Raw genomic sequence first — 18,916 nt, forward strand, 5'->3', positions numbered from 1 at the left:
TTTCCCATCCGCGTCAGGCCCCCAGTCTGGGCGGCTTGCGCTCGCGGCCGTGCATCTTGCGCAGGTAATGGCGCATCTCGTCGATCATCCGGCGCAACTCGGCCGGCGGGGTCGGCGACGCGGCGACGGCGGCCGCCATCAGCGCATCCTGCTCGATCTCCCACGGCAGGAACGAGAACCGCTCGCTGGCGTCGTGCATCAGGACGATCGGATAGGCGCGGCCGAACATCACCCCCTTCAGCGGCTCGCGGCCCATCATGTAGAGCGCCGCGTCGCCGGCGTTTCGCGCCCCCAGCACCACCTCCAGCACGTCCAGCGAGATCACCAGGCTGTTGGGCCGCGCGAACTTGCCGATCCGGAAGCCCAGGTCGATGTCCGGGCCGATGTAGTCGACATAGGCGCCCTGGCCGCTGGACAGTTCCGGGATCTCGATCTCGATGTTCGGCCCGTCGAAATCGGCCAGCCAGGCGGTGCCCTTGAGCCTGAGCGGCAGGCCGCCGAAATGCCGCTCGTCATAGAGCCTCATGGTCCGCAGCAGGGCGATTAGGACCGAGGTCAGCTCCTCCGGCGTCTCGGGGGTGGTCACGAACACCACCTCGTCGCCCATCACCTTCCAGACCGAGATCGCCGGTGTCGCCTGTTCGTCGAGGAACTGGAACCCGATCTGGCCGGCGACCATCAGCGGAAAGTTCGAGAAGAAGCTGCGGAAGACATCCAGCCAGCTCTCGGATCCCTGGCCGGCCGCCCGTGCCTTGAAGTCGGTCGAACCCACCATGTCGACCGACAGGAACAGGCGATTCATGGGTCCTCCTCCGGCTGCAACGCGGCGACTATGTCAGGCGCCAGCGGCGTCCGCGAGGGGAAGCGTGCGCGCCGAGTTCGAAGAATCCAGTGCCAAATCCTTCCCCCACTGGGGGAAGCGGCCCGCTGGCGAAGCCGAGGGTCGATGGGGGAAGCGTGAGTCAGACTCTTCCCGGACACCTCCCCCATTGTCGCCCGCCTGCGGCTTTGGCGACCTTTCCCCGCAGGCGGGGGAAGGAAGCGACCGTTGTCGCCGATGCGTCCGGACTCGGGCGGACTGTCCTAAGCCCCGAGCCGCTCGGCGTGCCAGCGGAGGTGGTCCTCCAGGAAGCTGGCGATGAAATAGTAGCTGTGGTCGTAGCCCGGCTGGCGGCGCAGCGTCAGGGGGATGCCGGCGTCCCGGCAGGCGGCCTCCAGCAGCTCCGGCTTCAGCTGTCCGGCCAGGAAACTATCCGCCTCGCCCTGGTCGATCAGTAGTTCGGCCACCCGCGCGCCGTCCTCGATCAGGGCGGTGGCGTCATGTCGGCGCCACGCCGCGCGGTCCGGCCCCAGATAGCCGCCCAGCGCCTTCTCGCCCCACGGGCAGCGCATCGGCGAGGCGATCGGCGCGAAGGCCGAGACGCTCTTCCAGCGGCCGGGGTTTTTCAGCGCCAGGGTCAGCGCCCCGTGCCCGCCCATGGAGTGCCCGGTCAGCCCCTGGCGGCCGAGGTCGGCGGGAAAGTTGGCGGCGATCACCTCCGGCAGCTCGGAGACGATGTAGCGCTCCATCCGGTAGTTGGCGGCCCAGGGCGCCTCCGTCGCGTCCACATAGAACCCCGCGCCCAGGCCGAAGTCGTAGGCGCCGTCCGGATCGTCGGGCACGCCCTCGCCGCGCGGGCTGGTGTCCGGCGCCACGAAGATCATCCCCAGCTCGGCGCAGGCGCGCTGGAACTGGCCCTTCTCGGTGACATTGGCGTGGGTGCAGGTCAGGCCCGACAGATACCAGACCACCGGCAGCCGGGCGCCCGGCGCCGCAGCCTGCGGCGGCAGGAACACGCTGAAGGTCATCGCGGTCCGCGTCTCGCGGCTGGCGTGGCGATAGACCCCCTGGTAGCCCCCGAAGCTCTTCGCCGTCGAGACCGTCTCCAGGCTCAATAGACCACCACGGTGCGGATGGAGGTTCCGGCGTGCATCAGGTGGAAGGCCTCGTTGATCCGCTCCAGCGGCAGCCGGTGGGTGATCATCGCGTCGATCTGGATCTTGCCCTCCATGTACCAGTCGACGATCTTCGGCGTATCGGTGCGCCCGCGCGCCCCGCCGAACGCCGTGCCCTTCCAGACCCGGCCGGTGACCAGCTGGAACGGCCGGGTCGAGATCTCCTCGCCGGCCGGGGCCACGCCGATGACGATCGACTGGCCCCAGCCGCGATGACACGCCTCCAGCGCCTGGCGCATCACCGCCGTGTTGCCGGTGGCGTCGAAGGTGTAGTCGGCGCCGCCGTCGGTCAGCTCGACCAGGTGGGCCACCAGGTCCTTGCCGTCCAGCCGGTGCGGATCGACGAAGTGGGTCATGCCGAATTTGCGGCCCCAGGCCTCGCGCATGGGCTCGATGTCGACGCCGACGATCATCCCCGCACCCACCAGCTTCAGGCCCTGGATGACGTTGAGGCCGATACCGCCCAGGCCGAACACCACCGCGGTGGCGCCCGCCTCCACCTTGGCGGTGTTGACCACCGCTCCCACGCCGGTGGTCACGCCGCAGCCCACGTAGCAGGCGGTGTCGAACGGCGCGTCCTTGCGGATCTTGGCCACCGCGATCTCCGGCAGGACCGTGTAGTTCGAGAACGTCGAGCAGCCCATGTAGTGATAGATCGTCTCGCCCTTGTACGAGAACCGGCTGGTGCCGTCCGGCATCAGGCCGCGTCCCTGGGTGGACCGGATCGCCGTGCAGAGGTTGGTCTTGCGGCTGAGGCAGCTTTTGCACTGGCGGCATTCGGGCGTGTAGAGCGGGATCACATGGTCGCCCACCGCCACCGAGGTGACGCCGGGCCCCACCTCGACCACCACGCCCGCGCCCTCATGGCCCAGGATCGACGGGAACAGGCCCTCGGAGTCCAGGCCGTCCAGGGTGTAGGCGTCGGTGTGGCAGACGCCGGTGGCCTTGATCTCCACCAGCACCTCGCCGGCGCGGGGGCCTTCCAGGTCCAGTTCGACGATCTCCAGCGGCTTCCTGGCCTCGAAGGCCACCGCGGCGCGCGTCTTCATGGTCTCGTCCCCTCGACTCTCCAGGCGACGCGCAGCATTTCTGAAGCGCGCGACGATGTGAAGGTGGAATGCGCCCGCCGGATTCGGCCTAGCATGCCAGCATGACTTCGCTTCACCCCGCAGACTGGAACCCCGACACTGCGCGCGCAATCGTTGACGCGCATGCCGGGCTGGACGGGCCGCTGCTGCCGATCCTGCGGGCAATCCAGGCGGCGTTCGGCTGCGTCCCCAAGGCGGCGATCCCGTTCCTGGCGCAGGCCCTGAACCTGACCCGCGCCGAGGTGCATGGGGCGGTCAGCTTCTACCACGACTTCCGCGACGCCCCGGCCGGCCGGCGGCTGGTTCGCCTGTGCCGCGCCGAGGCGTGCCAGGCGATGGGCGGCGAGGCCCGGGCCGCCGGCCTGCTGGCTCGCCTGCGCCTGGCCTGGGGCGAGACCACCGCCGACGGCGCGGTGACCGTCGAGCCGGTCTACTGCCTGGGCCTCTGCGCGGTCGCCCCCGCCGCCCTTGTCGATGGCGAGCCCCTGGGGCGGCTGGACGCCCGCCGCCTGGCCGCGGCCCTGGGGGCTGCATGACCCGCGTCTTCGTGCCCCGTGACGCCGCCGCCCTGGCCGTGGGCGCCGACGCCGTCGCCCGGGCCTTCGCCGCGCAGGGCGCCGAGGTGGTCCGCACCGGCTCGCGCGGCCTCGTCTGGCTGGAGCCCCTGGTCGAGATCGAGACGCCGGCCGGCCGCGCCGCCTACGGCCCCGTGACCCCCGCCGATGCCGCCGCGATCCTGGCCGGCGGCCACCACCCGCTGGCGCTGGGCGACATCGAGCGGTACCCCTGGCTGGCTGGCCAGACCCGCCTCACCTTCGCCCGCTGCGGCGTCGTCGACCCGCTGGTTCCGCCCGGCTTCGCCGGCCTCGATCGCGCCCGCGAGATCGGCCCCGACGCGGTGATCGAGACGATCAACCGTTCCGGCCTGCGCGGCCGCGGCGGCGCGGGCTTCCCGGTGGGCGTCAAGTGGAAGACGGCCCGGGAGGCGGCCGGCGACCTCAAGTACATCGTCTGCAATGCCGACGAGGGCGATAGCGGTACCTTCGCCGACCGCATGCTGATGGAGGGCGACCCCTTCCTGCTGATCGAAGGCATGGCCATCGCCGCCTTCGCGGTCGGCGCGGCCAGGGGTTTCATCTATTCCCGCTCCGAATACCCGCACGCCAACGCCACCATGGCCCGGGCGCTGGAGATCGCGCACGGCGACGGCCTGCTCGGATCGTTCAACATCGAACTACGGGTCGGGGCGGGCGCCTATGTGTGCGGCGAGGAGACGGCGCTGCTGGAGAGCCTTGAGGGGCGGCGCGGCCAGGTGCGCGCCAAGCCGCCGCTCCCGGCGCACCGCGGCCTGTTCGGCCGGCCGACCATCGTCAACAACGTGCTGTCGCTGGCCGCCGCGCCCTGGATCCTGCAGCACGGCGCCGCGGCCTACGCCGCGCTGGGGACCGGCCGCTCGCGCGGGACCAAGCCGATCCAGCTGGCCGGCAATGTCGCCCGCCCCGGCCTCTACGAGGCGCCCTTCGGCCTGACGCTGGGCCAGATCGTCCACGACATCGGCGGCGGCACGGCCACCGGCCGCCCGGTCCGCGCCGTCCAGTGCGGCGGCCCGCTGGGAGCCTATTTCCCGCCGGCCCTGTTCGATACGCCCTACGACTACGAGGCGTTCGCGGCCCGTGACGGCCTGATCGGCCACGGCGGCGTCGTGGTGTTCGACGACAGCGTCGACATGGCCGCCCAGGCCCGCTTCGCCCTGGAATTCTGCGGCCTCGAGAGCTGCGGCAAGTGCACGCCCTGCCGCCTGGGCTCGAAGCGCGGCGTCGAGGTCATGGACCGCATCCGCGCCGGCCGCGAGGTCGCCGCCAACCTCGCCCTGGTCGAGGACCTCTGCGAGACACTGAAATTTGGTTCGCTCTGCGCCCTGGGCGGGTTCACACCCTATCCGGTGATGAGCGCCATCCGGCACTTTCCCGAGGATTTCGCGGCGCCCGTCACGGCGGCGGAGCCGGTCGGATGAGCCGCGTCCTCGAGATTGACTTCGGCACGCCGCAGGCTACCGGCGAACCCGTGACCCTGACCATCGACGGCCGCGCCGTCACCGTCCCCGCCGGGACCTCGATCCTGCGCGCCGCCAGGCAGGCCGGGACCTCGATCCCCAAGCTCTGCGCCACCGACAGCCTGGAGGCTTTCGGCTCCTGCCGCCTGTGCCTGGTGGAGATCGACGGCCGCGCCGGGACGCCGGCCTCCTGCACCACCCCGGTAGCGGCCGGCATGGTGGTCCACACCCAGACGCCGAAGCTGGCGAAGCTCCGCCGCGGCGTCATGGAGCTCTACATCTCCGATCACCCGCTGGACTGCCTGACCTGCGCGGCCAACGGCGATTGCGAGCTGCAGGACATGGCCGGCGCGGTGGGCCTGCGCGAGGTTCGCTACGGCCATGAGGGCGAGAGCCACACCGGCCTGCCCTGCGATGCGTCCAACCCCTACTTCACCTTCGACCCGGCCAAGTGCATCGTCTGCTCCCGCTGCGTGCGCGCCTGCGACGAGGTGCAGGGGACCCTGGCGCTGACCGTCGAGGATCGCGGCTTCGGCTCGAAGATCACCGCCAGCCAGAACGAGCTGTTCCTGTCGTCGGAGTGCGTCTCCTGCGGCGCCTGCGTCCAGGCCTGCCCCACCGCGGCGCTGACCGAGAAGGCCGTCATCGCGATCGGCCAGCCGGAGCGCGCCGAGGTCACCACCTGCGGCTACTGCGGCGTCGGCTGCACCTTCAAGGCCGAGCTGCGCGGCGAGGAGCTGGTGCGCATGGTCCCGTGGAAGGACGGCAAGGCCAACCACGGGCATTCATGCGTCAAGGGCCGCTTCGCCTGGGGCTACGCCACCCACCGCGAGCGGGTGCTGGAGCCGATGATCCGCGCCTCGATCCAGGACCCCTGGCGCACAGTCTCCTGGGACGAGGCCATCGCCTACGCCGCCGCCGAGTTCACCCGCATCGAGGCAACGTATGGCGCCCACGCCATCGGCGGCATCACCTCCTCGCGCTGCACCAACGAGGAGACCTACCTCGTCCAGAAGATGATCCGCGCCCGGTTCGGGGTGAACAACGTCGACACCTGCGCGCGCGTCTGCCACTCGCCCACCGGCTACGGCCTGAAGACCGCCTTCGGGACCTCTGCCGGCACCCAGGACTTCGACTCGGTCGAGGACTGCGACGTCATGGTGGTGATCGGCGCCAACCCCACCGACGGCCATCCGGTGTTCGCCTCACGGATGAAGCGGCGCTTGCGAGCCGGCGCCAAGCTGATCGTCATCGACCCGCGCCGGATCGACCTGGTCCGCACCCCGCACGTCGAGGCCGCCCACCACCTGCCGCTGCGACCCGGGACCAACGTCGCCGTGCTGGTCGCCATGGCCCATGTGATCGTCACGGAGGGTCTCTGCGACGGGGCCTTCGTGCGCGAACGCTGCGACTGGGACGAGTTCCAGCACTGGGCCGAGTTCGTGGCGCGCCCCGAACACTCGCCGCAGGCCAGCGAGGCCGCTACCGGCGTCCCCGCCGCCGACCTGCGAGCCGCCGCCCGGCTCTACGCCACCGGCGGCAACGGCGCCTTCTACTATGGCCTCGGTGTCACCGAGCACAGCCAGGGCTCCACCGCCGTAATGGCCATCGCCAACCTCGCCATGGCCACCGGCAACCTGGGCCGGCCGGGGGTGGGCGTGAACCCGCTGCGAGGCCAGAACAACGTGCAGGGCGCCTGCGACATGGGCTCGTTCCCGCACGAGCTCACCGGCTATCGCCACATCTCCGACGCCGCGACGCGGGCGCTGTTCGAGGCGGCCTGGGGGGCGCCGATCGATCCGGAGCCCGGCCTGCGCATCCCTAACATGCTGGACGCCGCGGTCGCCGGCCGGTTCAAGGCCATCTATATCCAGGGCGAGGACATCCTGCAGTCCGACCCCAATACCCGCCACGTGGCCGCGGGCCTGGCGGCCATGGAGTGCGTGGTGATCCACGACCTGTTCCTCAACGAAACCGCCAACTACGGCCACGTCTTCCTGCCCGGCTCCACGTTCCTGGAGAAGAACGGCACCTTCACCAACGCCGAGCGCCGCATCCAGCGGGTGCGCAAGGTGATCGGGCCACGCAACGGCTACGAGGACTGGGAGGTCACCGAGCTGTTCTCAAACGCCCTGGGCTATCCGATGGCCTACGGCCATCCGGCGGCGATCATGGACGAGATCGCCGCGCTGACCCCCACCTTCGCCGGCGTTTCCTACGACCTGCTGGACCGCGAGGGCTCGGTGCAGTGGCCTTGCAACGAGGCCGCGCCCCTGGGCACCCCGGTGATGCATCTGGAGCGGTTCGTCCGCGGCCTGGGCAAGTTCGTGATCACCGAATACGTGCCCACCGACGAGAAGATCGGTCCGCGCTTCCCGCTGCTGCTGACCACCGGGCGCATCCTGTCGCAGTACAATGTCGGCGCCCAGACGCGGCGGACCGAGAATGTGATCTGGCATGAGGAGGACGTGCTGGAGATCCACCACACGACGCCGAGGAGCGCGGCGTGGCCGCGGGCGACTGGGTGCGGCTGGCCAGCCGAGCGGGGGAGACGACGCTGCGGGCCCGCATCACCGACCGGGTCGCGCCGGGGGTGGTCTACACCACCTTCCACCACCCGGTGACCCAGGCCAATGTGGTAACCACCGAATATTCCGACTGGGCCACCGACTGCCCGGAATACAAGGTCACCGCGGTGCAGGTCGCCCCCTCCAACGGCCCCTCCGACTGGCAGGCCCGGTATGAGGCGATGAGCGCGCGCAGCCGGCGCGTCGCTGGGGCGCCGGCCGAATGACGCGGCCGGAACGGCTCATCTACATGGCCAACCAGATCGCCAAGTTCTTCGCCGCCCAGGCGGGCGATCCCGCCGAGGGTGTCGCCGGCCACCTCCGGAGCTTCTGGGACCCGCAGATGCGCGCCGAGCTCGTCGCCTGGAACGCCGCCGGCGGCGACGGCCTCGACCCCATCTCCGCCGAGGCCGTGGGCCGCCTGGCGTGACCGCGTCCCGGCCTTACGGGCGGACCCGCTGGACGACATCGGGTCCGGAGACGGGGCGCCGCGAGCTGCCGGAGGAAACCGCCGTCGCCCTGGTCCACGACGCGACCACCACCGCGGTGATGATGGCCACGCCGGCCGACCTGGAGGACTTCGCGGTCGGCTTCAGCCTCACCGAGCGGCTGATCGCGGCTCCCGACGAGATCACCGGCCTCGAGGTCGTCCCGGCCGCCGACGGGATCGAGTTGCGCATATGGCTGAGGCAGTCCGCGGCCACCGCCCTGGCCAGCCGCCGCCGCACGCTGGCCGGCCCCACGGGTTGCGGCCTCTGCGGGATCGACAGCCTGGCCGAGGCCGCCCGCCCGCCGCCGCGCGTGCCGCAGGGCTTCAGCGTCTCGCCCGCCGCCATCCATGCGGCCATGGCCGCGCTGTCGCCCGCCCAGCACCTGGGCGCCGCCACGCGCGCCGTCCATGCCGCGGCCTGGTGGACGCCGGCGGACGGCATCGTCGCCCTGCGCGAAGACGTCGGCCGCCACAACGCCCTCGACAAGCTGGTGGGCGCCCTGGCCCGTTCCAGTGTCCGCGCCGGAGACGGCCTGCTGCTGCTGACCAGCCGCGTCTCGGTGGAGATGGTGCAGAAGGCCGCGATGATGAACGCCCAGGTCCTCGTCGCGGTCTCGGCGCCGACGGCGCTGGCGGTCCGCACGGCGCAGGCGGCCGGGATGACCCTGGTGGCGGTGGCGCGCGACGACGCGTTCGAGGTGTTTACCCATCCGCAGCGGTTCGCCCGCTGAGCCTTCCTTTCCCGCCGCAGGCGGCGGAGGGGGACCGCACCCCGAAGAAGGCGGTTGCCCTCTGCGACTTCGTGGAAAAGGAAGGGCGTTCGCTAGAGCGCGTCAGGCGAAAGTGGATCCCGGTTTCGCCGCCCGACACGCTCGAATTCAAAGAGTTAGAGCCTTTTTATCTGGTTCAAGTGACTCCACTTGAACCAGAAAGGCTCTAGCTGGACGCAAAGGCGCGGCGGTGACGAATCAGTGAGCCGGCGGCGCCAAGGCCCAGGATCAGCATCGCCCAGGTGGCAGGCTCGGGGACCCCGGCCGCCGCTCCCGTAGTGAAGTCGACATTGTCCATCCCGACATTGAAGCCGCTCGGGCCCCACTGGATGCCGATCCCTGTCGCGCTGGAGAGGTTGAAGCTGAAATGGCGGGCCGTTATGGGGCCCGTGCCAGCCATGATTGTGCCGGAGGCGTAGAGTACATTGTTCAAGCCATCGACGATGGTGACCTGGGTCTCGCGCTCGGCAAGCAAAAATCCCCCGAGGTCGAACCCGTTCAGGGTGACCGTGCGCCCCGTCACCGGCTTCAGGAAGATCATCGGCGTCCCGGCAGCGTCGTTCACGCCCCCCCACGCGACGTTGACGAGGTCGTTGTAGCCCGTGTCCCACCACTGGAGTTCTGCGCCCGCCGCGCCGGTCGTGTTGGCCGGACTGGTGATGTCGTGGTTGTACTGCACGTCCACCGCGGCGGTGTCGCCGTAGGTCTGATCGATGCGCAAGCTGTCGCTGCAGGTGAGGCCGCCGTTGCAGATGTCGCCGTCGAAGGTCAGCACCGAGGCGTCCGCGCCCGCCGCCGCACCGACGGCCAGGGCCAACACAGCGGCCGCGGCCGCGAGCTTGCAGTTCCGAGTCATGCAGTTCCTCCTGATGGCCGCCGGATGGCCTCGCCATCTTCTCACGCTCTGTGGCCCCGACTTGGCGCCAAGCTCGAAGATCCAGACTGGTCCGCGCGCCACGCGGAAACCTGATGGAATCAGAGGGTTTTCATTAGGATTCCGAGCGTTCGCAGGGCGGACCGGGAACGCTCGACAGTAAATCAGGCCTCAGGCCGGCCTTTGACATCCCTGCTCAATTGACGAACGTATGGACGACGCTGGGCAGGCCAAAATGCACGTCATCGCCGACTGGGTCTTCGACCCGAACTCGCGATACCTGTCTTCAGGGCAGGCGAAGCATCGACTTTCGCCGAAGGCCGCGCAAGTTCTGCTGAACCTGGTCCAGGAACCCGGGCGGGTCTGGTCGCGCGATGCGCTGTTGGACGCGGCGTGGGGCGGCCAGACGGTCGGCGAGGAGGTGCTGACCCAGGTGATCGCCGAGCTGCGCCGGGCCTTCGGCGACGATTTCCGCCGGCCGCGATACATCGAGACGGTCCACAAGACGGGCTACCGCCTGCTTGCGAGTCCCGCCGGCGAGGACGGCGTAGGCGCGCTCCCCGGCGGCTGGGCCGCGGACCTGGAAGCCTACGGGACCTACCTGCAGGCGCTGTCCTTGCGCGAGACGGGCGGCCGGACCGGGCTGTACGCCGCGATCGAGCTCTACGGCACGGCCTTGCGGATGAACCCTAGGCTGGCGGTCGCCCACGCCGGCCTGGCCGAGGCGCTGCTGTTCACGGACTATGTCGAGGATCCGATGGACGTCCCACGGGTTCGCGGCCATTGCGAAGCCGCCCTGCGCCTCGAGGGCGGATTGGCCGAGGCCTGGTCGGTGGACGCGCACGCCTGCGCCTACCAAGCCGACTTTGCCGGGGCCACGGACCTGATCCGGCGTGCGGTGGCGCTCGGGCCCAGCAGCAGCGTCGTGTTCTACCACGCGGCGCGCGTGTGCATGTCCGCGCTGGCGTTTCGACCGGCGGCGGCGATGCTGGAACGCGCGGCCCGCCTGACGCCAGGCGAGCCGTACGCCCTGGTGCTGGCTGGCAAGCTGAGGCGGATACTGGGCGAGGCGTCGGCATCCCGTCAGAACTTCAGCATAGCGCTTCCGCGGCTCGACGCCCGCCTCGCCGAGCATCCTGACGACTTCCGCGCGCGGGCGGGTCGTGCACGTTGCCTCCACGCCCTGGGCCGTCCCGAGGACGCGGCCATCGACATGGAGCTCGCCCGCACGCACGCCGAGCCGTTGGCCTTCCACCTCGCCAACACCCTGGCGCACAACGGCCGCACGGAGGCCGCGCTGGACGCCCTGGAGCAGGTGGTGGATTGCGGCTGGCGCGGCCCCTGGGCGCGGCCCTGGCTAGACCGGGACAGCGACTTCGACGCGCTGCGCGGGAACCGCCGGTTCGCACGGCTAGCCACCCTGGTCGGGCCATCGGCCTGAGAACGCGGATGGTTTGGCCCACCTCCCCGGCCGCGGAGGACCTGATATGCTTCCTTCCCATGGCCACGACCTCCAGCCCCCGCCCGCACCCCCTGAATATCGGCTTCGCCTGGCAGGACGCCCCGCGCACCGACTTGCGCACGCTCGGCCTGGAACAGGTGGACGCCTTCAACGCCCATGGCTTTTTCGTCTACCGGGCCGCCTTCACCCCCGACGAGATCGCCGCGGTCACCGCCGCCATCGACCCGCTGGAACAGGCCACCATGGACTTCGCCAACAGCAGGCCCGGCGGCCGATTTCGCCTGACGGTCACCGAAAGCATCAGCTTCACGATCCATATCGCCGGCCAGTCACCGGTGCTTGGGGCGTTCGCGCAGCACCCGGTGGTGCGCGGCATCTGCCACGACCTGATGCGCGGCCCGGTGCGGCTCTACTGGGACCAGTCGGTCTACAAGAAGACCGAGAAGCCGCAGGAATTCCCCTGGCACCAGGACAACGGCTACACCTTCGTCGAGCCGCAGCAGTATCTCACCCTGTGGATCCCGCTGGTCGACGTGGATGAGCAGAACGGCTGCCCCTGGATCGCGCCCGGCCTGCACAAGCTGGGCACCCTGGAGCACTGGCAGGGCGAGGCCGGCCGGGTCTGCCTGGAGGACGCGCCGGACGCCGTGGCCGCGCCGGCCCGGGCGGGCGACATCGTGGTCTTCTCCTCGCTCGCGCCCCACCGGACCGGCCCGAACCTGACCGACGCGGTGCGCAAGGCCTACATTCTGCAGTACGCCCCCGACGGCGCCCACGTCCGCCTGCCGGACGGCACGGTGGTCACCCAGGACGACCCGGAGCGACAGTTCCGCATCCTGGAGGGGCAGTGAGCCTCGCCGCCCTGGACGACCGCGTCGCCGACCTGCTGCGGCAGATGACGCTTGTGGAGAAGGTGCGCCTGCTGGCCGGCGCCAGTTCCTTCACCCTGCACCCCATCGAGCGGCTGGGGCTACCGGCCCTGCGGATGACCGACGGCCCCACGGGCGTGCGCTCGATCGACGGTGTGCCGGCCACCGTCTTCCCGGTCGGCGTGGCCATCGCCGCCACCTGGAACCCCGACACCGCCGGGCAGGTCGCCGCCGCCATCGCCCGCGAGGCCCACGCCCTTGGGGACCACGTCGTGCTGGCGCCGACCATCAACATCATGCGCATCCCCACCTGGGGCCGCAACTTCGAGACCTATTCGGAAGACCCCTACCTGGCCGGTGTCATGGGGTCGGCCTATGTCCGCGGCCTGCAGGGCGAGGGGATCGGCGCGTCGCTGAAGCACTTCGCGGCCAACAACCAGGAGCTGGAACGCTTCCGGGTCGACGCCCGGGTCGACGAGCGCACCCTGCGTGAAATCTACCTGGCCGCCTTCGAGCGGGTGGTCCGCGAGGCCGACCCGTGGACGGTCATGGCCTCCTATAACAAGTTGAACGGGACCTACGCCTCCGAGCATCGCCGCCTGCTCACCGACATCCTGAAGGACGAGTGGGGTTATGCGGGGATGGTGGTCTCCGACTGGGCCGCTGTGCACTCGACCGTCGACGCGCCCAACGCCGGCCTGGACCTGGAGATGCCGGGACCCGCCCGCTGGTTCGGCGACAAGCTGCTGGCGGCGGTGGAGGCCGGCGACGTGCCGCTGGCCCAGATCGACGACAATGCGCGGCGTGTCGTCCGGCTGATCGTCAGGGCCGGGCTGATGGACGCCGGCCCGCGCCCGGGCGGCGAACTGCGCACCGCCCGCCACCAAGCCATCGCCTTCGACGCCGCCTGCGAGGCGATGACGCTGCTGAAGAACGACGGCGGCCTGCTGCCCCTGTCGCCCAAGCTCAAGACCGTGGCCCTGATCGGGCCCAACGCCGCCCGGTGCCTGTTGCAGGGCGGCGGCAGTTCGCAGGTGGTGACCGATCGCGTAAAGACGCCGGCCGAGGGGCTGCGGGATCTCCTGGGCCCGGAGGTCACCGTGATCGAGGCGCGCGGCGTCGACAACGACCCCTTCCCGCCGACCCCCGCGGCCTGGCGGCTCAGCCCGACGCGGGCGCGCGACGCCGAGGGGCTTCAGGTGGACTATTTCGCCAGTCCCGACGGCTCGGGTGCGGCGCACGCCACCGCGCTCGAACGCACGCCGATCGCCTGGGGCGCCCCGCAGATCGCCAGCGGCGACCGGCCCGCCTATGCCTCGCTGCGCTGGAGCGGCTGGTTCTGGCCGGAGGAGAGCGGGGTCCATGAGTTCGGTGTCCGCGCCACCGGCGCGCCGCGCTTCTCACTGGACGGCGCGCCGCTGATCACGACCGACACGTCCGCCGCCGAGGACCATTTCGACGTCATCGGCCGCCGCGTCCCGCGCCGCCTGGCCAGCGCCCCGCTGGAGGCCGGCCGTGGCTACCGGCTCCAGGTCGACTACACGCCCCGGGCGAAGGGCTACGAATACCTGAGCCTGGGCATCCGCCCGCCGCGCCCGGACGCGGCCGTGGCCATCGAAGCCGCCAGGGCCGCCGACGCGGTGATCCTGGTGCTGGGATCCGGCCTCGTCACCGAGGCAGAGGGCTACGACCGCGCGGACATGGCCCTGCCCGGCGGCCAGGACGACCTGGCCCGCGCCGTCCTGGCGGCCAACTCCAGCACCGTGGTGGTCATGAACACCGGATCGCCCTTCGCCCTGCCCTGGATCGACCAGGCGCGCGCGGTGCTGCAGATGTGGCTGCCCGGCGAGACCGGACCGGACGCCCTGGCCGCGGTCCTGTTCGGCGCCCAAGAGCCCGGCGGCCGCCTGCCGATCAGCTACCCCAGGGCCTTTGGCGACCACCCCGCGCACGCGACCGGCCCGGACCCGCTGGTCTGCGACTACGCCGAGGGTCTGGCGGTCGGCTACCGCGACTTCGACCAGACCGGTGTCGCGCCGCTGTTTCCGTTCGGCCACGGGCTCGGCTACACGACCTTCACGCTGTCCGACCTGGCCGCGCCGGCGACCGGTGTCGCCGGCCAGGCGGTCACCGTCGAGGTCTGCGTCACCAACACCGGCGCGGGGACCGGGAGCGAGGTGGTCCAGGTCTACGTCGCGCCCCAGGCCCCCCGGCTCCCGCGCCCGCCGAAGGAGCTGAAGGCCTTCGCCAAGGCGACGCTCGCGCCCGGCGAGACCCGCCGCCTGGCCCTCGAGCTGGAGGCCGGCGCCTTCGCAACCTGGGACCTGGCGGCGGAGGGCTGGGTGGTCGATCCGGGCGCTTACGACATCCGCGTCGGCCGCTCCGCCGGCGACATCGCGCTGATTGCCACGATCCGCCTGTCCTGATCGCTCCCTTCACCGGCCCGCCTGGAACCGTCCGCGCCGAGCCGGCGTTTGGTGGGACGGTTCGGCATGGAGGCTCCCGAAATGCCGCGCAGAAACAGGTCCGCCCACATTCATTAACCGTACGATCAGCCCAGATTTGGAGAGACAGATGGCGACGACCGCGAAGGCGACGTCCAAGACCACCCAGGCCCGCCGCACCCGCCGCACCGGCCGGCGCGACCCCCTGGCGATCAGCCTGCTGAAGAAGGACCACCGCGAGGTGGCCGGCTGGTTCGACGAATACGAACAGCTGGAGGGCGACGCCGAGAAGCAGGCGCTGTTCAACAAGATCGCCCTGGCGCTGAAGGTCCACACCCAGATCGAGGAAGAGATCTTCTATCCCGAGGAGCGCGGCGATATCGAGGACGACATGCTGGACGAGGCCTATGTCGAGCACGACGGCGCCAAGAAGCTGATCGCCGAGATCGAGGGCATGAAGCCGTCGGAGCAATACTACGACGCCAAGGTCAAGGTGCTGGGCGAGTACATCACCCACCACGTCAAGGAAGAGGAACAGCCCGGCGGCCTGTTCGCCCAGGCCAAGAAGGGCGACGAGGATCTTGACGCCATGGGCGAACGCCTGAAGGCGCGCAAGGAAGAGCTGATGGCGGAGCTGGGCGGCAAGAAGCCCAACTAGAGCGCGTCAGGCGAAAGTGGATCCCGGTTTCGCCGCCCGACGCGCTCTAATTCAAAGAGGTAGAGCCTTTTTTTCTGGTTCAAGTGACTCAACTTGAACCAGAAAGGCTCTGGCGCGCCCTCCGTCTCATCGCTTCACGCTGAGCCGCCTCCCCTGTCCTCTTCGGGACGGGGAAGGCGCTTAGAGACCGAGCTGGTCGCGTCCCGCCCAGCAGGCGTGGGTTCCCGACGAGATCCGGTGCGGCAGCAGGATCCGGCAGACCGGCCCCGCCGCGATATCCTTGGCGTCCACCACCACGCACTCCGAGCGGTCGGCGGCCAGGTCGGTGACGAAGCTGATCAGGTAGCCGTCGTCCTCGTCCGTCGCCCCGACCCGGGGCGCGAACGGGGCCTCGGAGCCATAGCGGTCCGGCCCGAACTCCAGGCTCCAGGAGCGGCCGGTGTCCAGATCGTGCTTGACGATGCCGGTGAACAGGAACCAGCCGGGCTTGGCCGTCGTCGAATAGAGGTAGCGGCCCTTGGTCCCGGCGATCTTCTGGTTGAACGAGCCGAACTCCAGCACCCGGTCGTCCAAGGCCCCTTCGCGGACCGCCCCGGTCTTCAGGTTGAAGCGCCAGCGGTACAGCTTCGGCTTCATCGAGTGCTCGTCGAGATAGGCCATCATCTGGCCCAGCTTGCGCGGCCAGCCCTCCAGCGCCGGCGGCTCCGGATCCTCCTGGAAGTAGCCATCCAGGACCACCTCGTCGCCCGCCTCATAGGCGTTCATCCAGTGCAGGCAGTAGCAGGGCTTGGCCTCGAACCAGCGGATATCCTGCGGCTGGCCGTAGCGCGGGATGATGGCGAACCGCGTGGGAATGTCGCGGTGGAAGCGGGCGGCGTGATAGCCCTTCAGCAGCAGCTCCGGATCCCAGAATAGCGGCAATTCGTTCAATATCGAATAGTTTTTCGTGAACGCCATGTCGTGCGGCAGCCGCGGCCCCGGCAGCGGGATCGGCACATAGTGCTTCAGTCGATTGTCCGGCCCCACGACGCCATAGTGCATGTAGGGCGCCTGCTTGGAGTAGTTGAAGAACAGCAGCTCCCCGGTGGCCTCATCGACCTTCGGGTGGGCCGAGATGCCGTCGGCGGGCACCCAGCTTTCCACGCCCAGGTCGGCCAAGGTGTTGGCGTCAAGCCGGTAGCCTTCGCCGCACTGGTAGAAGGTCGACAGGATCTGGCCCGCGTGAACCACCACGTCGGTCGAGGAGGAGTCCTTCAGGCTGCCCTGGGCGCCCCAGCCGGGCCGCGTGGACTTCGACGGATGCTCCGCCAGGCCGGCCCACAACGCCCCGCCCGCCGCCTGCTCGGCCGCGAACCCCTTGGTGCGGACAAAGCGGTTGCGATAGCTGGCCTTACCGTCCTGGAAGCTCATGGCGTGGATCATCCCGTCGCCGTCGAACGGGTGGTAGAGGCCGATCGGCGCGTGCACCGGGTTCTCGGTGTTGCGGACATAGACCCCGTCCAGGTCGCCCGGAATCTCGCCGATGACGACGAGGTCGTCGGCGTCGTGTTCCTCGAAGGTCGGGGTCCAGGCCCCGGTCATATAGGGGTGGTCGGTGTCGCCTAGGGTCGAGCGGACGCGGTTGACGAGCGGCATGGCGGAGTCCTCAGACGCTGTCGGGCCCGGCCGGCTTCGGCGGCCAGGGGATAAGCGGGCTGGTGCGGCGCTGGTAGTCGTCATAGCCGGGCCGGGTCTTCGTCAATCGCCGCTCATAGGTGACGCCGCCGCTCCAGCGGGTCAGCAGGAAGATCAGCAACGCCGGCCCGGGCAGCGCCCACAGGCCCAGCGGCGCGCCGGCCGCGATCAGCCACAGGCCCACCCAGGTCAGGATGTCGCCGAAGTAGTTGGGATGGCGGGTGTAGCGCCACAGCCCGCCGGCCAGCACCCGGCCGGCGTTGGCCGGATCGGCCTTGAAGCGGGTGATCTGGGCGTCGCCGACGGTCTCGAAGGCGATGCCGGCCAGCGCCAGGCCGGCCCCGACCCAGGTCAGCGGCCCCAACGGCGCCGGCCCGGCGGCCATCTGGCCCAGCTGGACCGGCAGGGCGACGACCCACATCAACGGCGCCTGGAGCGCGAAGACCAGGCGCAGCGACGCATAGCCGTAGCCCCAGCCCCGCTCGGCCTGCGCCTTCTGCATCATGCGCACGTAGCGGCGGTCCGGACCGTGACGCCGCCAGCGCAGCAGCAGGTGCAACCCCAGCCGTAGCGCCCAGGCCAGACAGATCGCCACCAGCAGCCCCTGCCGCGGCCCGGTCCAGCCCACCTGGGCCCACGTCGAGAGCGCGACGCCACCCATGCCCAGCGCCCACACCGAATCGATGAAGCTGACATCGCGGATCGCCGCCCCGACCCGCCACAGGATCAGGAACCCCGCCACGCACAGGGTGAAGTTCACGGCCAGGACAGTCAGGACTTCGGAAATCGGCAGCATGCGGGTCGCCTGGTGGGTTTCGACGTCAGCGTTCCACGCGCGGGCCGGTCCTTCAACCCGTCGACGAAACCAGAGCGCGTCAGGCGAAAGTGGATCGCGGTTTCGCCGCCCGACGCGCTCCAATTCAAAAGACTGGGAGCCTTTTTATCGGGTTCAAGTGAGTCCACGTGAACCAGAAAGGCTTTAGGCGTCGTGGGGCCGGAGCGTATGAGCCACGTGGAAGGAACCGGAGTGGGACAGCACGATCCAGTCACCGGCATGGGCGACCACCGGGCCTTCCGGCGTATGCACCTGGACGGCGGACGCCTCGGCCACCGAGCGCGCCTGGTCCCCCAGCCAGCGCCAGAGCACGGCCCAGTTCTTCCGGTCATGGGCGGGTGGCACGCGGAGGGCTGCGCCATGGTCGAACGGGGGATGCAGTTGGATGACGCGCATGGCCTTCGGGAATCACAACTCTGTGTCGCGACACTTCCGGGGTGCTTCGGTCACCAAGACCTTAACTTGCCACTCGCCTCCTACGGGCCGTACCGATTGTACGAAATCCCCTGAGGGCTGAAAAGGCTTTGCAGTTCCGCAACAAAGGATTTTAGTCGCAACTTGGGCTTGCGGCGCGGACGGGGAACACCGCGCAAGGGAGGAATCTATGTCGGAGGTGTCGACCAAGGCGCCGGATCCTATGGATATCGCGCTGGGAGCCGCCGTGCGTATTCGCCGTCGCACCATCGGGATGTCGCAGGAAGCGCTTGCCGAGCAGTGCGGGGTCAGTTTCCAGCAGATCCAGAAGTACGAAAACGGCGCGAACCGGATCTCCTTCTCGCGGCTGGTGCAGATCTCTCGCGCGCTGCGCTGCCGGGTCACCGATCTGATGGATGTGTTCGACGGCGCCGACAAGGAGACTGCCGAGGACCTCGACCTGCTGACCCGCATGCGCACCCCGGGCGCGCTGGAACTGCTCACCGGCTTCGAGAAGCTGCCGCCGGACGTGCGCAGCTCGCTGGTCAGCCTGGTCCGCACGCTGTCGAACCAGCAAGCGGCCCAGGCGGCGAAGCAGGCTGTCCCGGCCTAGGGTCCGTACCAATACCGCTATCCTGGCGAAGGCCAGGACCTAGATGGAATGGCTCAGATGTGGGCTCCAGAAGCGCTGAGCCCGTCCAACCCGCATCTCCGCCATCGGAT

Annotated in this window: 18 protein-coding genes; 11 read left to right on the forward strand and 7 right to left on the reverse strand. The window is 69.9% G+C overall.

All coding sequences use genetic code 11. From position 1 onward, the window contains the following. Positions 1 to 13: 13 nt before the first annotated feature. The 3 genes from Q0R13_RS15350 to Q0R13_RS15360 all read right to left on the reverse strand — a co-directional run bounded on the left by Q0R13_RS15350 (position 14) and on the right by Q0R13_RS15360 (position 3,044). The gene (locus tag Q0R13_RS15350; protein ID WP_293905438.1) at positions 14 to 802 is read right to left on the reverse strand and encodes a hypothetical protein; all 789 of its coding nucleotides are present in this window, start codon (positions 800 to 802) and stop codon (positions 14 to 16) included. Positions 803 to 1,083: 281 nt separating this feature from the next. Next, a complete protein-coding gene (gene fghA, locus Q0R13_RS15355; protein ID WP_293905440.1) occupies positions 1,084 to 1,935 on the reverse strand; it encodes an S-formylglutathione hydrolase in 852 nt (283 codons plus the stop codon). Then, a complete protein-coding gene (locus Q0R13_RS15360; RefSeq protein ID WP_293905442.1) occupies positions 1,932 to 3,044 on the reverse strand; it encodes an S-(hydroxymethyl)glutathione dehydrogenase/class III alcohol dehydrogenase in 1,113 nt (370 codons plus the stop codon). Before Q0R13_RS15360 ends, fghA begins: the two co-directional genes overlap by 4 nt. A 101-nt stretch (positions 3,045 to 3,145) precedes the next feature. On the opposite strand from Q0R13_RS15360, the gene Q0R13_RS15365 reads away from it, so the two are divergent. Genes Q0R13_RS15365 through fdhD form a run of 6 tightly spaced genes read left to right on the forward strand, consistent with a single transcriptional unit; the run spans position 3,146 to position 8,924 of the window. Further along, complete coding sequence (locus Q0R13_RS15365) at positions 3,146 to 3,619, forward strand: formate dehydrogenase subunit gamma (protein WP_293905444.1); 474 nt, start codon at positions 3,146 to 3,148, stop codon at positions 3,617 to 3,619. Then, positions 3,616 to 5,097, forward strand: a complete 1,482-nt coding sequence (locus tag Q0R13_RS15370) for an NADH-ubiquinone oxidoreductase-F iron-sulfur binding region domain-containing protein (protein ID WP_293905446.1) — start codon at positions 3,616 to 3,618, stop codon at positions 5,095 to 5,097. The genes Q0R13_RS15365 and Q0R13_RS15370 overlap by 4 nt, the downstream gene beginning before the upstream one ends. Then, positions 5,094 to 7,760: a formate dehydrogenase subunit alpha gene (gene fdhF / locus Q0R13_RS15375; protein WP_293905448.1), complete on the forward strand. Its 2,667-nt coding sequence runs from the start codon at positions 5,094 to 5,096 to the stop codon at positions 7,758 to 7,760. The genes Q0R13_RS15370 and fdhF overlap by 4 nt, the downstream gene beginning before the upstream one ends. Then, positions 7,661 to 7,930, forward strand: a complete 270-nt coding sequence (locus Q0R13_RS15380; protein WP_293905607.1) for a molybdopterin dinucleotide binding domain-containing protein — start codon at positions 7,661 to 7,663, stop codon at positions 7,928 to 7,930. Before fdhF ends, Q0R13_RS15380 begins: the two co-directional genes overlap by 100 nt. Next, positions 7,927 to 8,133: a formate dehydrogenase subunit delta gene (locus Q0R13_RS15385; RefSeq protein ID WP_293905450.1), complete on the forward strand. Its 207-nt coding sequence runs from the start codon at positions 7,927 to 7,929 to the stop codon at positions 8,131 to 8,133. The genes Q0R13_RS15380 and Q0R13_RS15385 overlap by 4 nt, the downstream gene beginning before the upstream one ends. After that, on the forward strand, positions 8,130 to 8,924 hold the full coding sequence (fdhD, locus tag Q0R13_RS15390; protein ID WP_293905453.1) for a formate dehydrogenase accessory sulfurtransferase FdhD: 795 nt from the start codon (positions 8,130 to 8,132) through the stop codon (positions 8,922 to 8,924). Before Q0R13_RS15385 ends, fdhD begins: the two co-directional genes overlap by 4 nt. A 205-nt stretch (positions 8,925 to 9,129) precedes the next feature. Here the strand turns inward: fdhD and Q0R13_RS15395 are convergent, their stop codons facing one another. Continuing rightward, on the reverse strand, positions 9,130 to 9,819 hold the full coding sequence (locus tag Q0R13_RS15395; RefSeq protein ID WP_293905455.1) for a PEPxxWA-CTERM sorting domain-containing protein: 690 nt from the start codon (positions 9,817 to 9,819) through the stop codon (positions 9,130 to 9,132). Between the two features lie 229 nt (positions 9,820 to 10,048). Between Q0R13_RS15395 and Q0R13_RS15400 the strand changes: the two genes are divergently transcribed. The 4 genes from Q0R13_RS15400 (at position 10,049) to Q0R13_RS15415 (ending at position 15,270) form a co-directional block, all read left to right on the forward strand. After that, a complete protein-coding gene (locus Q0R13_RS15400) occupies positions 10,049 to 11,278 on the forward strand; it encodes a winged helix-turn-helix domain-containing protein (protein WP_293905457.1) in 1,230 nt (409 codons plus the stop codon). A gap of 59 nt (positions 11,279 to 11,337) precedes the next feature. Then, the gene (locus tag Q0R13_RS15405) at positions 11,338 to 12,150 is read left to right on the forward strand and encodes a phytanoyl-CoA dioxygenase family protein (protein ID WP_293905460.1); all 813 of its coding nucleotides are present in this window, start codon (positions 11,338 to 11,340) and stop codon (positions 12,148 to 12,150) included. Beyond that, positions 12,147 to 14,594: a glycoside hydrolase family 3 C-terminal domain-containing protein gene (locus Q0R13_RS15410; RefSeq protein WP_293905462.1), complete on the forward strand. Its 2,448-nt coding sequence runs from the start codon at positions 12,147 to 12,149 to the stop codon at positions 14,592 to 14,594. The genes Q0R13_RS15405 and Q0R13_RS15410 overlap by 4 nt, the downstream gene beginning before the upstream one ends. Before the next feature lie 148 nt (positions 14,595 to 14,742). Further along, positions 14,743 to 15,270, forward strand: a complete 528-nt coding sequence (locus tag Q0R13_RS15415; protein WP_293905464.1) for a hemerythrin domain-containing protein — start codon at positions 14,743 to 14,745, stop codon at positions 15,268 to 15,270. A 180-nt stretch (positions 15,271 to 15,450) separates the two neighbouring features. Here the strand turns inward: Q0R13_RS15415 and Q0R13_RS15420 are convergent, their stop codons facing one another. The 3 genes from Q0R13_RS15420 to Q0R13_RS15430 all read right to left on the reverse strand — a co-directional run bounded on the left by Q0R13_RS15420 (position 15,451) and on the right by Q0R13_RS15430 (position 18,124). Next, on the reverse strand, positions 15,451 to 16,905 hold the full coding sequence (locus Q0R13_RS15420; RefSeq protein WP_293905466.1) for a carotenoid oxygenase family protein: 1,455 nt from the start codon (positions 16,903 to 16,905) through the stop codon (positions 15,451 to 15,453). Positions 16,906 to 16,915: 10 nt separating this feature from the next. After that, entirely contained in the window at positions 16,916 to 17,740 is an 825-nt protein-coding gene (locus Q0R13_RS15425) for a DUF1295 domain-containing protein (protein ID WP_293905468.1), read from the reverse strand. A gap of 183 nt (positions 17,741 to 17,923) precedes the next feature. After that, entirely contained in the window at positions 17,924 to 18,124 is a 201-nt protein-coding gene (locus Q0R13_RS15430; RefSeq protein WP_293905470.1) for a hypothetical protein, read from the reverse strand. Between the two features lie 292 nt (positions 18,125 to 18,416). Here Q0R13_RS15430 and Q0R13_RS15435 point away from each other — a divergent pair, with 292 nt between their 5' ends. Further along, a complete protein-coding gene (locus Q0R13_RS15435; protein WP_293905472.1) occupies positions 18,417 to 18,806 on the forward strand; it encodes a helix-turn-helix transcriptional regulator in 390 nt (129 codons plus the stop codon). The last annotated feature ends 110 nt before the right edge of the window (positions 18,807 to 18,916 follow it).

This window comes from Phenylobacterium sp., assembly GCF_025351295.1.
GTDB lineage: Bacteria > Pseudomonadota > Alphaproteobacteria > Caulobacterales > Caulobacteraceae > Phenylobacterium.

Excerpts from the sequence above, each read along its gene's own strand:
- Q0R13_RS15420 (WP_293905466.1), bottom strand. The coding sequence starts at position 16,905 with ATGCCGCTCGTCAACCGCGTCCGCTCGACCCTAGGCGACACCGACCAC.
- Q0R13_RS15385 (WP_293905450.1), top strand. The coding sequence starts at position 7,927 with ATGACGCGGCCGGAACGGCTCATCTACATGGCCAACCAGATCGCCAAG.
- Q0R13_RS15370 (WP_293905446.1), top strand. The coding sequence starts at position 3,616 with ATGACCCGCGTCTTCGTGCCCCGTGACGCCGCCGCCCTGGCCGTGGGC.
- Q0R13_RS15395 (WP_293905455.1), bottom strand. The coding sequence starts at position 9,819 with ATGACTCGGAACTGCAAGCTCGCGGCCGCGGCCGCTGTGTTGGCCCTG.
- Q0R13_RS15425 (WP_293905468.1), bottom strand. The coding sequence starts at position 17,740 with ATGCTGCCGATTTCCGAAGTCCTGACTGTCCTGGCCGTGAACTTCACC.
- Q0R13_RS15415 (WP_293905464.1), top strand. The coding sequence starts at position 14,743 with ATGGCGACGACCGCGAAGGCGACGTCCAAGACCACCCAGGCCCGCCGC.
- Q0R13_RS15400 (WP_293905457.1), top strand. The coding sequence starts at position 10,049 with ATGGACGACGCTGGGCAGGCCAAAATGCACGTCATCGCCGACTGGGTC.
- Q0R13_RS15350 (WP_293905438.1), bottom strand. The coding sequence starts at position 802 with ATGAATCGCCTGTTCCTGTCGGTCGACATGGTGGGTTCGACCGACTTC.
- Q0R13_RS15360 (WP_293905442.1), bottom strand. The coding sequence starts at position 3,044 with ATGAAGACGCGCGCCGCGGTGGCCTTCGAGGCCAGGAAGCCGCTGGAG.
- Q0R13_RS15365 (WP_293905444.1), top strand. The coding sequence starts at position 3,146 with ATGACTTCGCTTCACCCCGCAGACTGGAACCCCGACACTGCGCGCGCA.
- Q0R13_RS15435 (WP_293905472.1), top strand. The coding sequence starts at position 18,417 with ATGGATATCGCGCTGGGAGCCGCCGTGCGTATTCGCCGTCGCACCATC.
- fdhF (WP_293905448.1), top strand. The coding sequence starts at position 5,094 with ATGAGCCGCGTCCTCGAGATTGACTTCGGCACGCCGCAGGCTACCGGC.
- Q0R13_RS15405 (WP_293905460.1), top strand. The coding sequence starts at position 11,338 with ATGGCCACGACCTCCAGCCCCCGCCCGCACCCCCTGAATATCGGCTTC.